This is a genomic window from Parachlamydiales bacterium, assembly GCA_041671045.1.
Classification (GTDB): Bacteria; Chlamydiota; Chlamydiia; order Chlamydiales; family JABDDJ01; genus JABDDJ01.
The window spans coordinates 105,624-120,111 of sequence record JBAZCF010000009.1 but is presented as its reverse complement, the minus strand read 5'-3'; the positions used below and the strand labels follow the sequence as shown (position 1 = coordinate 120,111).

12 protein-coding genes and 1 riboswitch are annotated in these 14,488 nt (G+C 44.1%); of the genes, 5 read left to right on the top strand and 7 right to left on the bottom strand.

What is annotated here, in order from left to right; all coding sequences use genetic code 11:
- Positions 1-3: 3 nt before the first annotated feature.
- The 6 genes from WC222_09960 to WC222_09935 form a co-directional block, all read right to left on the bottom strand.
- Positions 4-501 (bottom strand): DUF192 domain-containing protein, encoded by a 498-nt coding sequence (locus WC222_09960; GenBank protein ID MFA6916708.1) that lies wholly within the window; start codon positions 499-501, stop codon positions 4-6.
- Positions 502-2,211 (bottom strand): protease-like activity factor CPAF, encoded by a 1,710-nt coding sequence (locus WC222_09955; protein ID MFA6916707.1) that lies wholly within the window; start codon positions 2,209-2,211, stop codon positions 502-504.
- A gap of 110 nt (positions 2,212-2,321) precedes the next feature.
- Positions 2,322-4,130, bottom strand: coding sequence for an aspartate--tRNA(Asn) ligase (gene aspS / locus WC222_09950; GenBank protein ID MFA6916706.1), 1,809 nt, complete (start codon positions 4,128-4,130; stop codon positions 2,322-2,324).
- Positions 4,131-4,239: 109 nt separating this feature from the next.
- A complete protein-coding gene (locus tag WC222_09945) occupies positions 4,240-5,085 on the bottom strand; it encodes a hypothetical protein (protein ID MFA6916705.1) in 846 nt (281 codons plus the stop codon).
- Positions 5,086-5,298: 213 nt separating this feature from the next.
- Positions 5,299-6,147 (bottom strand): hypothetical protein, encoded by an 849-nt coding sequence (locus WC222_09940; protein MFA6916704.1) that lies wholly within the window; start codon positions 6,145-6,147, stop codon positions 5,299-5,301.
- Positions 6,148-6,340: 193 nt separating this feature from the next.
- The gene (locus WC222_09935) at positions 6,341-7,699 is read right to left on the bottom strand and encodes an Npt1/Npt2 family nucleotide transporter (protein MFA6916703.1); all 1,359 of its coding nucleotides are present in this window, start codon (positions 7,697-7,699) and stop codon (positions 6,341-6,343) included.
- A riboswitch (TPP riboswitch) is annotated at positions 7,687-7,786 on the bottom strand. Its footprint overlaps the gene before it by 13 nt.
- A 108-nt stretch (positions 7,787-7,894) precedes the next feature.
- On the opposite strand from WC222_09935, the gene WC222_09930 reads away from it, so the two are divergent.
- The 4 genes from WC222_09930 (at position 7,895) to WC222_09915 (ending at position 12,491) form a co-directional block, all read left to right on the top strand.
- A complete protein-coding gene (locus WC222_09930) occupies positions 7,895-8,821 on the top strand; it encodes a hypothetical protein (GenBank protein ID MFA6916702.1) in 927 nt (308 codons plus the stop codon).
- A gap of 18 nt (positions 8,822-8,839) precedes the next feature.
- Entirely contained in the window at positions 8,840-10,045 is a 1,206-nt protein-coding gene (locus tag WC222_09925; GenBank protein MFA6916701.1) for a M24 family metallopeptidase, read from the top strand.
- A gap of 122 nt (positions 10,046-10,167) precedes the next feature.
- Complete coding sequence (locus WC222_09920) at positions 10,168-10,662, top strand: DUF2760 domain-containing protein (GenBank protein MFA6916700.1); 495 nt, start codon at positions 10,168-10,170, stop codon at positions 10,660-10,662.
- 23 nt (positions 10,663-10,685) lie between these two features.
- Positions 10,686-12,491: an Hsp70 family protein gene (locus tag WC222_09915; GenBank protein ID MFA6916699.1), complete on the top strand. Its 1,806-nt coding sequence runs from the start codon at positions 10,686-10,688 to the stop codon at positions 12,489-12,491.
- 606 nt (positions 12,492-13,097) lie between these two features.
- Here the strand turns inward: WC222_09915 and WC222_09910 are convergent.
- Entirely contained in the window at positions 13,098-13,541 is a 444-nt protein-coding gene (locus tag WC222_09910; GenBank protein ID MFA6916698.1) for a SufE family protein, read from the bottom strand.
- A 102-nt stretch (positions 13,542-13,643) separates the two neighbouring features.
- Between WC222_09910 and WC222_09905 the strand changes: the two genes are divergently transcribed.
- On the top strand, positions 13,644-14,435 hold the full coding sequence (locus WC222_09905) for a DUF1295 domain-containing protein (GenBank protein MFA6916697.1): 792 nt from the start codon (positions 13,644-13,646) through the stop codon (positions 14,433-14,435).
- Positions 14,436-14,488: the final 53 nt, after the last annotated feature.

Genomic DNA, 14,488 nt, shown 5'->3' with positions numbered 1-14,488 from the left:
CTATTATAGCTTAACGATTTCCCCTTCCGAGGATGATTCATCCCACAGGATCCTATCCCCGATACGTACGTTATGAGAGGGGAACCAATTCTTGGACATTTCGACCATATATTTAACAGGTTGTTTACTGAAGATGGATTTTCTGCGGAAAAATACTACGATAGGATCATTAGGAGGGTATTTCACTAAATCATTGAAAGTGCGGACAGGCCTGCGCGGATCCATCTCGTTAGGGTATGCTTGGAGCTCATGCAGTTCAACGATAGTAAAGTTTTTATCTAAGAATGCAACCGAAAGATCAATATTGCAATTGAACATCCATACCCCGGTTTTGGCGTTTCCGGGAAAAGTGAATGTCATACCGTGATTGGGAGCGAGATAATCCCTGCCCATAAGTCCCCAAGTGACTTCTCTTGGTGTCACTGCATGTTCCAAGGTAATAGGTATTCCTAGCAGAGGTAGGAAAGCAAAGACATAAAATAGTATTAGTTTGAGCATCATCTACTTTTTTAAAATTAAGTCTATGGCGTTTTGTAAAGCTTGGTGGTAGTCTTGATAACCATTGAGCAGATCATTCGCAGTCATTCTGTAGGGGATGTCCGGTGTCACTCCCAAATTTTCTATGGGGCGGTGGTCTAATCTTTCTGCAATGGATCCTGTATAGGAATAGCTGGCGATGCCGAAACGGTTAGGGTGGGCGGCCTTCAAAATAAAACCTCCGGCCCCCGCAGTCTTTGTTCCTAAGAGTAAGGCGCGTTTATTGTCCTGTAAGATGGCAGGAAGGAAGTCTGCGCATGAAAAATCCATATGATTGATCAGGATAAGGAGCGGTTTAGTATAGCGTGCCGTAGGGTGGGGTTGGATCTCATCAATGCCATATAACGAGATAGGGGAGGTGATCATGCTGCCGAGATTCCACTCTTCAATAATGCGGTGAAAGTGGGATTTGAATTGCTGGGCCACAAGGAAGTTTACACCATAACCTTGGAGGGTCGAGCCGAGGATTTGTTTTGCTTCATAGTTATTGCGTATCGACTCGATGTGATTCAAATATTGGAGTGCAAAAGCCACATCTTCTTGAGTTAAGGTCTGTTTATGCAAGGGAACTTTCAGCGGTTTATCTGTTAACATGGACGCAATAGCGTACATGTAAAAGAAGTAGCCGCCCGGATTGTTCTGCTGGTCGATGATCAAGGCGTCAGTGTTGACCTGGTAGCCGGCGATCAACTGAGCAAATTCTTGAGCTTCTGCATAGGTAGCATGATAAGTGGGAATACGGATATAGCCGATTTTCTGTTTTTTAGATGTTTCATAGACGTATGCTTTATAGAAATTCGAGTTAGCTTGCCAAAGGATCTGGTTATTACCACAGAGAATATCCAGTGCAGATCCCATCATATCCCTGTCTTCCTGACCTAGTAATTCCTGCATTCCTTTAAGGGCAACAGCATAGGGTGTACTCATCTTTTTAGTGAAAAATCCATGCGCGGATAATGGTTGGTCTTCTTCTAGTTCTATCCAACCTTTATTATTTCTCCTATTGTAGGCAGCCTCGATCTGTTCGGGATAATATTCCCAATGGGGAGCGTAAGTAGCGGTGGCACCGTTGGCCTTATGTTTTACAGTAATTACACACTGTCCTTGGGGAACAAGGTGCCCTAGGGAACCTAAGCGAGAGGTGAAAAATCCTTCAGCCATTCCCTGGTCAGTTTCTGAATCGGGATTTCCGAACTCACTCCTTCTAAAATTTTGGATAGCCTCATGGATAGGGATATGATTAAAAGTGAGGATCTCATCTCCAACCTGAAGAGGAATCTCTAAATAATTGCGAAGCTTGTTGTTGGTCTGGACGACAAAATAGCGACCCTCAGCTCCTTGTAGGCGAAATGGCAAGGCCGACATTTCAGTAGAATGGAATAAGGGAGAGACGTGGTAATCTTTAGTAGAAAGCAGGAAGTGTTTAACAATGCGTTGATAGTCTTTGGTCGTAATATAATCGATGGAATCAATCTGATCCTTGGCTTTTTGGAATTCTACGTCTAAATCCCAATCCGCAAAGGTCTTTTTCCACTCAGCCGGAGCATAACAGACTTCATAGGCATTTTTTATGATTTCAAGATCTGCGATCATACGGTCTTTGACAGAAACAGTACTCCATAGGATCTGCGCGGGGAACAGTGCAAAAAAGAAAATGGATTTTAGAAGGTTCATTCGATCCTCAATGCAAATTGTGTAAAATATTTTTTTACATTAGATTTACATTATTGTAGAGTACGAATTTCTTACGAGGGGATTCAGTTCTGCCTGAATCCCCACCGCATTTATGGCTTTGCAATCGCAGCAATTTTAGGTTGGACTATGCTAATCAAATCTTTGGAAGTCATGATGATAGATTCATTTAGCAAGCCGCAGTTGAAAGCTGCCCTAGAATTTTCACGGATGGCCGCATCGTAAACGACATCCAAATTCAATAAATTACCGAAGGGGGGAACTCCTCCAATACTCAATCCAAAACGTTCCCTTATGACTTCGGGATCTTCAAATTCACATTTTTCGCCCAGCACTTCAGCCACAGCTTTCATATCAAGCTTCAAGTGAGAAGGGATGTTGACTTGATAATTTTTCTTAGAGTTCTTTCCACGTAGGATAATGGATTTCACACCCTCTTCCATCAGTGTATTGCGCACTTGGGCCGATTCCTCTGAAGTATAGGTTGCAGCATGTTCCATGTGGGTAAATTGCATATCATTATGACGCAATAACCTAACAATCTCATTGCGGATGCTTTCGCCCCCGTAGAAAATTTTTGCTTTCAAGCGATTACTAGCAATCCTTCTTGGGTCGGAAGGGAATAATGACGTCTCACGAATGTTTTTCAGACGCAATATCGTCATGGTCAGTCTTTCTAGACCCATGCCAAAACCACCGTGAGGAGGCATTCCGTATTTGAAGATACTCAAATAGTCGCTGAAATTATCAGGATGCATGCCTTTGGACAGAATGCCTTCAACCATCGATGGGTAGGTATGTCTGCGCTGCCCGCCGGAGGTGATTTCAGCCCCTGCGCACAGTAGGTCGAAAGTATTGGAAAGCTCGGCATTATCCTCTTTAGGGAATGCATAAAAAGGTCTTTTTGAGGTTTTCCAGTCGATGATAAAAATTAGGTCAGTTCCGAATTTTTCTTTTGCGTAAGCGCAAAGCTCTCTTTCACTAGCTGGGCTGAGATCAGGTTCTTCTCTTTCGTCAATGCCAGTACGCTGGAAATAAATTTCCTGCGCTTCCTGAAATGTAATGCGGGGGAATGGGATATCTTCAGGGGCATCTATTAATGTATTGCCTAGAACAGCAATCTCATTAGGGCACGTGTTTCTTAAATGCTTTATCATGAATTTTATGCAGTTTTCCTGCACATCTAAGACATCCTGCCAATCGTCAAAAAATCCCATTTCAAATTCAAATTGTTTCCCTTCGGTAAGGTGTCGGGGAGTGTTGGAGTTCTCGGCACGGAAAAATGGCATTAGAGCGAACACTCTTTCGTTTACGCCTACCATAATCTGTTTGTAAAGCTGACTGCTTTGGGCCAAGGTAGCGGTATATCCGAAATAGTCTACGTTAAAAAATTCTGCCCCTCCTTCAGAGGAAGCGCCGATCATGTTGGGAGCAAAATATTCTACTGCTTTCACATGGTCGTGCATGAAAAGGCGGTAAGCATGTGTTAGCTCTGCTTGGATTTTAAAGATGGCCTGCAGTTGGCGGTTGCGTAAAGCGATAGGTCTATTATCAAGAATGTGTTCAAGATCAGAGGGAATCTCGGGCTTATAATATTCTACCGGAGGAACTTCTGTGATAGGTACTTCGACCGTGATTTTTGGTTCTACAATTTCAGCTCCCTTCTCAACCTTAGCATTCGCGACAACTTTGCCTTCAATTTTCAAAATAGTGCCCGGCTGAAGAGAGGAAACCTTTTTAAATTCTTCCTTATCTTCAACCACGACTTGAATGAACCCCATACGGTCGCGCAGAACAACAAAATTGACTTTTCCAAGGGAGCGGACGTTATTTAACCACCCACGAACCGTGACGTGTTGACCCGCATGGGAAATGAGTTCAGAGGATAACGTACGTGACATGATAAAGCCTTAAAAGTTTAATTCTTAGGAAATAATACTATAGACGAAGAAGGATAAAAAGAAAAACCCTTCCTACAGCAGATGCAGGAAGGGTCTTAAGAAAGGTCTCTTAGAACTCGTAACGTAGTCCTAATGTGATTGGGTAAGATACTTCTCTACCCAAAGAACCTACGTTAAGATTGGTGATTCCACCGATTGGAGCAGCTCCAACTGGGAATACAAGCGGTATGTTGTTGTTTGTACGGCGGCTTTGGGAGAAGACGACTTCAAAGTTAAGAACAGCGGATAGGCAGTCCCAAACTTGGATGTCGAAACCTAACTGAGCTCCGGCGCTAACACCAGTTTGGCCAAGGAAGAAGGAGCTTGAACCCACTTCAACACCATTGATTTCAACTGTGCTGTGAGCTTTTTTGTGGTGGATGAAACCAGCTTTGAATCCGAGGAATGGAGCTACGCGGTCGCACAACCAGCAACGGTCGAAGTAGTAACGAGCGCCAATGTAACCTGTCCAGGCTTGAGCGTTATGGTGGTGGTGTGTGAAAGTAAGATCCAGCGTGTCAAGGAAATGGCTGTGTCTTTTACCTTCAGCGCTTAAGTAGTTAGCTTCTAAGAATACTTGTGTATGATCAGAAGTGTTGTATCCAAGTTCAAGACCAACAGTCCAAGGCAAATCGAAAACGTCATTGAATTTTGGAGTCTTGCCAATGGAGAAAACTGGTACTAACAATGATGGGTTGACAGCGTAAATTGTGCCACGGTTATTCCAAGTTGTTGGAACAACTCCGCCTTTCACGAGTACGCTAAAATGGCATTCAGACAATGGGCCTGGGCAGCAGCTAGTTTCGCACTGGTTCCAGTCGCAGCAATCTTCACCCCATGCAAATGATTTTGTTGGGATTAACAGGCAGGTCAAAACTAGGAATAGTCCGACCACATTACGTAATTTAGAAGTCATGTATAGTCTCCTTGCTCAATCTTGAGTGGTTTAGGCCTACTGTAGAGAACAGGGCATAAAGAAGTCAAAAAAAATATTAATTTTGATGAAATTTTTCTAAAAAAATGCTTGAACTCGGGGATAGCGCCCAAACTTACTTTTTTGAAAAATTAATTATGGATGGGCTGGAAAAGAAAAGGATGCTGAATTCAGCATCCTTTTCTATGATGACGATTAGAAAGAGTAGCGTAAGGCAACAGTAATGGGGAAAGTGATTTCTGTATTGACTCTTCCGGCAATAATATTCGTTGCACCATTTTCAACTACAGCGGGAAGGACGATATTGCGTTTGCCTTGGATAGCTTGCGATACCAAAACGTCTGACTGCAATTGTAGCGATAGGCATTCCATTAAAGCACAATCCAAACCTAAGAATAAGCCAGCAGAAACGCCGGTTGTAGATTCAAACAAGGTGAAACTGCCTGCTTTTGACGCATTTTCAGTAACTTTTATGCGGATTTTCTGGTGGTGTACGAATCCTGCTTTAAAACCGATATAGGGTGCTACGCTGTCACAGATCCAATCGCGGCAGAAAAATTGACGGACGCCAAAATAACCGAACCAATCTTTGCCATCGTCCATTGTTTCACGGATAGTAATTTGAGTATCGGGGAAGGTTCTTGTGAGGACAGTTTTGTTAGGAGAGCATCTGTACAAACCTTCGATGAAATACTGAGTATGGCCTGTGGAGTTATAGGCGATCTCAAGACCGGCAGCCCAAGGCATATCGAAGAGGTCTTGGTAAGATTTAACTTGTCCGGAAGAAAGAACCGGAGGGACGTTAGTGGGGATGACAACATATCCATTGCCTCTGTTCATCCATATGGAAGGGGCGATGCCACCTTTAATAGAGATATTCCAGTTTCCTTCATTAAGTGGTGTGCCGCAGTAAGGGGCTTCAAGAACGCAAACTTCGTCGATGCAAGGGTCGTTGCAGCAATCAAATTCATCAGCATGCATTGTTGAGGAAAAGCAGAGTGTGGTGAGGGCGATAAAGGCGAATTTACGAAGTAGATCAGTCATAAGTAACTCCAAAATGGTGTGTGAATGGCCACATTTTTGAATAAAATAACTCTTAAGTCAATCGAATTTATTTAAAATCTTAAATTAAAAATATTTTTTTAGTTTGAATTACTATTTAGATTGCTTTGTTTTTAAATTAAAAGTAATCAGCTTTCACTTGTCAAAATAAAATATTGTTGTGTTACAAAGTTTTTTAGTTATTTGTTTCTTCTACTAAAGCAGAGTCAAGAACATCCCCCATTTTTAAAGTCATTTTTGTCCATAAATATGCAGTCGATAAAAAAGTTACAAAAAGCGGTGTTGCAGAAGCAGCGATCCCTCCGCTGAATGTGATGAGGCCTATCGTCGTTAATGAGGCAAGAGCCCTGCCTCCTCTGCTTGCAATACCCTCTATAATTAATTTCCCTTGCATCCGCAGGGTCGAATTAAGGGCTAGATAAGCAAGTTCCTTGGAACTGTCAAGCAGAGCGTATTTGGTTGCTCTGCAGACACAGTAGCACGTGCAGCTTAGTATGAGTGCTAATTCGATATGTCCTAAGCCCATCATGACCAATAGCATGTAGGGACCTGCCAAAGCAATGACAGAGACGGGTGTAACAAGCGCGACCGTTTTCCAAGAGCATCTACGCATAGCCCAAGGACCTACGATGATAGCCGCAAAGGCAGTGAGCGCTCCTGCCCACTGGTTAAGGGAACCCATGATTCCGTTGAAATCTATGGGTTGGGGATAACTGCTTTTTAGTGTGTCCAAGAAGAGAACTTCGAACAGTGTATAGGTGATGTAATCGGTGAGGACGATGAAAGAAAGGGAGGATAGGATAGGATTTCCTACTGTCGCTTGGAAGCTTTTGACAAGGTCTATCCTCTCCTTTTCGAAATTAGGATGTGAACTGACGGACATTTTTCTTATCAACACAAAAAATAAACCACCTCCAATACAGCTTGTACAAGCGATAATCCCCATTTCAAAAAGAAGGGTCGCATGCCAAGCGTCGATAGCAATGGAATGAAGTACCTCAGGTCCCCACTGAGTGGAAAGTTCAACTAAGGGACCGGCTAGAAATCCACCTAAGCTGGTTCCAAGCATCAAAGGGGCGTAGGTATTTTTAGCGTAGCTGAGCGTCATATAATTATTGATGAATCCCCACAGCAGAATGCTGATGAGCGCGACTTTCCACAGTTCCGTTACGACAAAGAAAGAACCGACCGAAAGATAAAAGGATATGTGGGATAGAAAAGAAGAAGAGGCAAGCCAATAGGCGGCGTGTGTTTTCCAAAAAGGATAGAAAAAAACAATGTAGCCTGAAAGGAAAAGGACAAAAGCAGCCAAAGTGTAATAGAATACTACCGGTAGGGAACGTTTCTTTAGGAAGGAAGCAAGGCACCATGAAAGTAAGATGGAAGCAGGTAAAGCTGCCAACTCATAATAAGGAATAAGGGAGGCAGTACCACCGATATCCGCGACAGCCAAAGCACTGCGTGCATTTCTTAATAATGTAAAAGCAGTGGTAAGCAAAGTTACCAATGCCATGATCATAGATGTAACTAACATCACACTCCCTCCGCTGGGATGACCCAGATCAGGTTATTGGGCTATAATCTCAGCCCTAAATACATTAGGGCACACCCGGTGAAATGCCTAGTCTACATAAGATCAGCTTTTATGTAAAAATTACCCAATCTTTAAAAAGAGTTTACAAATTACGTGGTATAATAAAGTATTATAAAAATTTTTTACGAGTAGATCATGAAGAGTATTATCTCCCATTTTGTTTTCTTAATTCTATTTACGGGAATATCTACAGCTATTGCTGCAAAAGAATGGGAAGAAGAGCCATCAGAAAAATTGATTTTTAATATGGTGAATTTGAACGAACTGCCACGCAGTTTCCGCACGACATCCTACGTTTATTCTCCCGAAATCATTAAACGCAAAGGGTTTGTCCCTAGCGATGCGGGTTTAAGAAAATTGAGAATGTCGGGAAGTTCCCAATTCTCTAAAGATTCCCTAGAGGTTATTCTTAACACCGTCGATAAGAACAAAAATAATATATATGTTGTCGATCTCCGTCAGGAAATCCATGGATTTGTGAATGGCCACGCCATTAGTTGGTATGCAAAAAGAAATTGGGGCAATGTGGGAATGAGTTCTACAGAAATCGAGAATCAGCAGCACCAGCGACTCGTGGACTTATTTTCTCAGCGTATTGCTTCCTTTTTTCTAGATAAGAAGAGCGATACATTAGAAAACATCGAAGTAGACCGCATTGAAAATGAAGAAACGATAGCTCAAGGCCTCGGCTCACACTATCGCCGTTTTTATGTGACCGATCATACTCGTCCCGCTGATAAAACTGTGGATGAATTCATTTCCTTTGTTAAAAAATTACCTAAAAATGCCTGGCTGCATTTCCACTGTAAAGGTGGAAAAGGACGCACGACCACCTTCATGTCAATGTATGATATGATACATAACGCGGGGAACGTCTCGTTTGAGGAGATCGTCTTACGCCAGTGGTTCATCGGCGGTATCAACTTATTTACTGATGAAATGGATGAAAGCTGGAAAGTAGAATATGCCGAAGCAAGAATTAACTTTTTACGTGACTTCTATAAGTATTGCCGCGAAAATCCCACATTTAACCAAGAATGGTCCTATTGGGTAAATAGTTAATGGGGAAGTGGAGTTTTTATGGCGGATATTGTTCCTTTCATCGAGCGGAGAGCACAGGCAACCGATATCCTTGCACAGGAGTGTGAGGGGTGGCTTGCTTATGATTTCCGCCGCAGCAATTCCCTAGCCTGCTATGCTCTGGGAATAGATCCCGGTGCCTTATTAACGCGCCGTTTTTTCTATTGGGTACCCGTTCAGGGCGATCCTGTCAAAATTGTACACGGCATTGAACCAGGCGTGTTGGATCACCTTCCCGGCGAAAGTATTACCTATAGGACATGGCAGGAATTAGATGTAGCCCTAAAAAATGCTCTTGAAGGTGTGCGCACTGTTGCAATGGAGTATTCCCCCCGCAATGCCATTCCTTATTTATCAAAAGTCGATGCAGGCACAGTCGATTGGGTACGTTCACTGGGGATTGATGTCGTATCATCCGGGAATTTTATTCAATATCTTACCAGCGTACTCACCCAAGAACAGATCAGAGCACATTTAACTGCTGAAGAAGCAGCTGTACACATCATGCGTGAGGCTTGGCAGTGGATTAAGCATGCATTGCAAGAAGACAAACTCATTACAGATTGGGCAGTGCAAAAATACATTCTAGATCAAATTGCACAACGCGGCCTAATCACAGAAGTCTCACCTCTTTGCGCACTGAACGCCAATACTGCCGACCCGCATTTCATGGCCGTGGAAGACACGGCCCGATTTATTCGGAAAGGGGATTTCATTATGATCGACTTGGGCTGCAAAGTCCCTGGAGACGCCGGAGTTTATGCAGATATCACCCATGTTGGCATAGCAGCAAAAAATGCTTTACCTATTCATCATGAGGTTTTTAAAACCGTTAAAGCAGCGCGAGATGCAGCCTGTACATTTGTACAGGAACGTTTCGAACGTGCAAAACCCCTGACAGGAGCTGAAGTCGACCGCTGCACGCGCACCGTGATCGAAGAAGCAGGCTATGGAGAATACTTCATCCATCGTACAGGCCATAACATCGGTTATCACGAGCATGGAGATGGGGCCCATTTGGATAGTTATGAAACAGAAGACAACCGTCAATTATTGCCGGGCACATGTTTTTCCATCGAACCGGGCATCTATCTTCCCGGCGATTTTGGCGTTAGGTTGGAACATGATGTTCTTGTCCTTCCTGATGGCGAAGTGAGAATGACCGGCGGAATGCAGCACGAACTGCATTATCTTTTAGCAGATTAAGCATTTCCCATAATTTAAACCCAACATGCCCCTAAATTGCAGCTAGAATTTAGGGGCATGTTGGGTTTAAAAATATCGTCAGATTGAGTATTGTTTAACCTAAAAAATTACAAGGAAATTCCATGGGACTCATGCTCGCATTTAAAGCTTTTATGAAAGCTCTCCGCCAACCTAAAGAAGCGGAAACATTTCTAAAAGATTCACAACCCGTCCTTCCCCTAAAAAAAGAGGATACTGCAGACAAAAACCATTTACGTTTGCTGTCATTTCTTCAACGAGATGGAAGATTATTAGACTTTTTCCAAGAGGATATCAGCGGATTTGATGATGCCCAAGTTGGAGCCGCCGCACGTGAAGTCCATCGTGCCTGCAAAGAAAGTTTAGATGAACTCATCTCCGTTGCTCCTGTCACCGATGATAGGGAAGGAGCCGAAGTAAGGCTGCCTAAAGGGTATGATGCAACGAAATATAAAGTAGTTGGAAAAGTTGTGGGAGACCCCCCCTATGTCGGTATCCTTGTACATAGAGGATGGCAGGCGCGTAAACATCAACTGCCAAAATCCACCTCGACAGAAGGGATAGAAATCCTCTGTCCCGCAGAAATAGAATTAAGGTAATGGACCCAAAAAAGGATAACAAAATGACCTACGTGATCGGCATCGATTTGGGGACCACCAATAGCACTTTAGCTTATATCATACCGGAAGAGGAAAACCATGAAATTCATCAGTTTCTAATTCCACAGTTGACTTCTGCAGGAACAATCACTGAGGAACCCTCCCTGCCGTCTTTCATCTATTTTCCTTTAGAAGAGGAATTGGAAAAAGGAGCAGCCATCCTTCCTTGGGATAAAAAACGTGAATACTGTATCGGCATTTATGCCCGCGATAGGGGAGGAGAAGCTCCTAACCGCTTGATCCATTCCGCTAAATCCTGGCTATGCCATCAAAGCATCGACAGAAAAGTGAAAAACCTCCCTTATTCGACTCAAGCAAGTGAAGCGCCACGCATGAGTCCGCTAGAAGCATGCACAGCATTTTTATCTTACCTGAAAGAATCTTGGGACTTCAAAATGGGTAAAAAAGCCCCCTTTGAACAGCAAGAAATCTTTGTCACGGTTCCTGCCTCCTTTGATCCAGGCGCACGTCAGCTCGTGCAAGAAGCCGCTACACTTGCAGGGTACCCTTCTTCAGTCATTCTCTTAGAAGAACCCCTTGCAGCATTTTATTCTTGGCTGCAACGCCATGCACAAGATTGGCGCAACCACCTTAAAATTGGAGACACCGTTCTTGTCGTAGATATCGGCGGCGGAACTACAGACTTCAGCACGATCGCAGTTAGAGAAGATGAGGGGAACCTTACACTCGAACGTAAAGCCGTAGGCTCCCACCTTCTCCTCGGTGGAGATAATATCGACCTTTCCCTGGCCTATATGGCCAAAGATAAATTGGAAGAAAAAGGACAACATATCGACGACTGGCAACTGAGCAGTCTCGTCCATTCCTGCCGCAGGGAAAAAGAGAAAGTCTTTAGCGACCCCTCCCTTAAGCACATTGAAGTGGCTATAGTGGGACGTGGAAGCAAATTGATCGGCGGTACACTTAAAGCGAAAATTGCTCGTGAAGAAGTTCTAACCATACTGCAGCAAGGATTTTTCCCTCTCGTTAAAGCAAGCGAACAAGCCATTGCCGATCAGCGCATCGGCCTAAGGCAAACAGGCCTTCCCTTTGCACAAGATGCGCGGATCACATGCCAGCTCGCAAAATTCCTTTCCATGACAGGCGAAGGAACAAATGGCGAAACAACCGACTTCATCGTTCCTACAGCAGTCCTATTCAATGGCGGTACCATGAAAAGCGATACATTCCGCCAAACTCTGCTCGACCAGATCAATGCCTGGGCTCAGGAGTTAGGACAGCCCTCAGCAAAAGAACTTCCCGCTGCCGACCTAGACCATGCTGTAAGCAGCGGAGCAGCCAGCTATGGGCTAGCGCGCAAAGGCAAAGCCGTGCGCGTACGTGCCGGCACCTCGCGCAGCTACTTCATCGGCATAGAAGATACAGCCCCTGCTGTACCGGGACGCGCGCCTAGGATTAGGGCGCTTTGCGTCGTTCCCTATGGTATGGAAGAGGGGACGGAAAAATCCGTCGAAGGACAGGAGTTTTCACTGCTGCTGGGTGAAAAGGCAACCTTTAGGTTTTTCAGCCACGGCACCATCAAACTGTCCAATGGAGATACTCCTGACGTAGGAACTATCATTCCGGATTGGCAAAAAGAATTATCTGAATTGTCGCCTATTGAGATGACGCTGGATAAAGGCATTCTTGATGGTAAAATGATCAATGTGCGATTGCATACACGTGTGACAGAGCTAGGCGTGTTGGAGCTGTGGTGCGAGGCTGCCGATGGCCGCCGCTGGAAGCTAGAATTCAATGTGAGGTCTTGAGTAGACGCAAAAAGTGCAGAGAAAAAGCTCTGTTCAGTAAGAAGTTGTCTTTAGGTGTGTTTGTGTGGCTTTTTTTTTTTGAACGCAAAGACCCAAAGAACGCAGAGAAGCTCCGCCCCGCATTAAGCTGCCACAGGCATGGTTGTTTTCGTTCCGATCTCACATCGCTGCGGTCCCCCGCGGGACCGCAGCGCCGACGTTGACATGCTCGCTGACGCGATCACGTCAAGGATTTACAATTCACCGAATTATTCTAGATTTATGCAGGATAAACCCAAATGGAAACAGTTCATTTTGGTCATGCTAACTCTCATTAAGTTCGCCCACTTGTTTCTTTTGTGCAAACCGCGATTTTGTTTTTTCTATGGAGTGTCTAACTATGTTTGACGTGATCGCGTCAGCGAGCATGTCAACGTCGGCGCTGCGGTCCCGCGGGGGACCGCAGCGATGTGAGATCGGAACGAAAACAACCATGCCTGTGGCAGCTTAATGCGGGGCGGAGCTTCTCTGCGTTCTTCGCGTTCAAAAAAAAGCCACACAAACACACCTAAAGGCAACTTATTGCTGAGCGAAGCTTCTTTTCATCTCAGCGCTCATTGCGTTATATTACGACTTGGCTAACAACAACTTCAAGGCCTGCTGCTTCATCTTCAAGTGTATACTATACAGCCCGCTAGCCCTATTAGGAGAGAGCATGGAGTTTAAATGCAAACGATCTAGAAACTCCGGGGGGCACTTCAAAACGACTTCCGGCGTCGATCCGCTATAAACCTTAATCAGCAGCTGTGCCAGACCCGAGGAAATCAAGGCTTCAGACTCGGCAGCGAAATAAATCCGCTCTTTTTCCATCCACGCATGCATAAACATTAAACTTTGACAGCCGGGAACATTATTTTCGGGAATCTTATATTTATCATTAAGCGGCAACGCACTGCGCCCCATCTCAATGATTTTCTCATATCGCTTCTCATCATCATTACAAGCAACGAACAATCTTTCAATTTCCTGCTGACGCTCTTGGCATTCCATCATCGCACTTTCAAAATCCAACACGACTCCTCCCAAATAAGGGGTCTATTGTAATTATTAACGGATTTTGACGCTAATCATCAAATTAATTATATGCTATTAGGGAAGATATGAGGTTATAAAATGGTTACTCTTTTCCAGATGATCGGCGCCAGCTTTGTCTTGGTCCAATTGCTAATGTTCATATTGTGGGGCATTTATACGCGTCAAAGGAATACCGCAATAGTCGACGTGGGCTGGGCTGTAGGATTTATACTTACAATGGTCGCTTATTTTTTCCTGGGATATGGCAGCTTCTGGAAAACTCTCCTTCTTCTTCTGATGGTCGTTTTATGGGCAAGCCGTCTAGCTTTCTACCTTTTCGACCGTCTAATCAATAATGTGGAGGATCCACGCTATGCAGAGCTGCGCAAACGCTGGGGCGACTCAAACGGTGATGTTAAAGTTTTAGTTCTCTTTGTATTCCAAGGGGTTTTAGTTACCGTTTTAACCTTGCCCTTTCTTTTAGTTGCATGCTGTCCTAATCCCATATGGACAGGTTGGGAGATCTTCGGGGCGCTTCTGTGGGCTGTAGGTTTAGCAGGCGAGACGTACGCTGACGAAAACTTGCGACAGTATAAAGCCGCCCAAACAGGAGAAGTATGCAAAAAAGGTCTCTGGTATTACTCACGTCATCCCAACTACTTTTTTGAATGGATTATTTGGCTTGGTTTCGCTTTCTATGCTCTTTCCTCTACGGCAGGTATTTTAGCCTTCATTTCTCCGGCCTTAATGTACTATATTCTGCGATATATCAGCGTTCCCTTGACTGAAGCGCATCTTTTACAGTCAAAAGGGGAGAATTATAAACAATATCAAGAAACCACTAATGAATTTTTTCCATGGTTTCCGGCGAAAAAAGCGGATTCTCCTTGACTTCTATGTAAATCCTGGTAACTTATCTCTATATTGCTGCTATGGCGACCGAT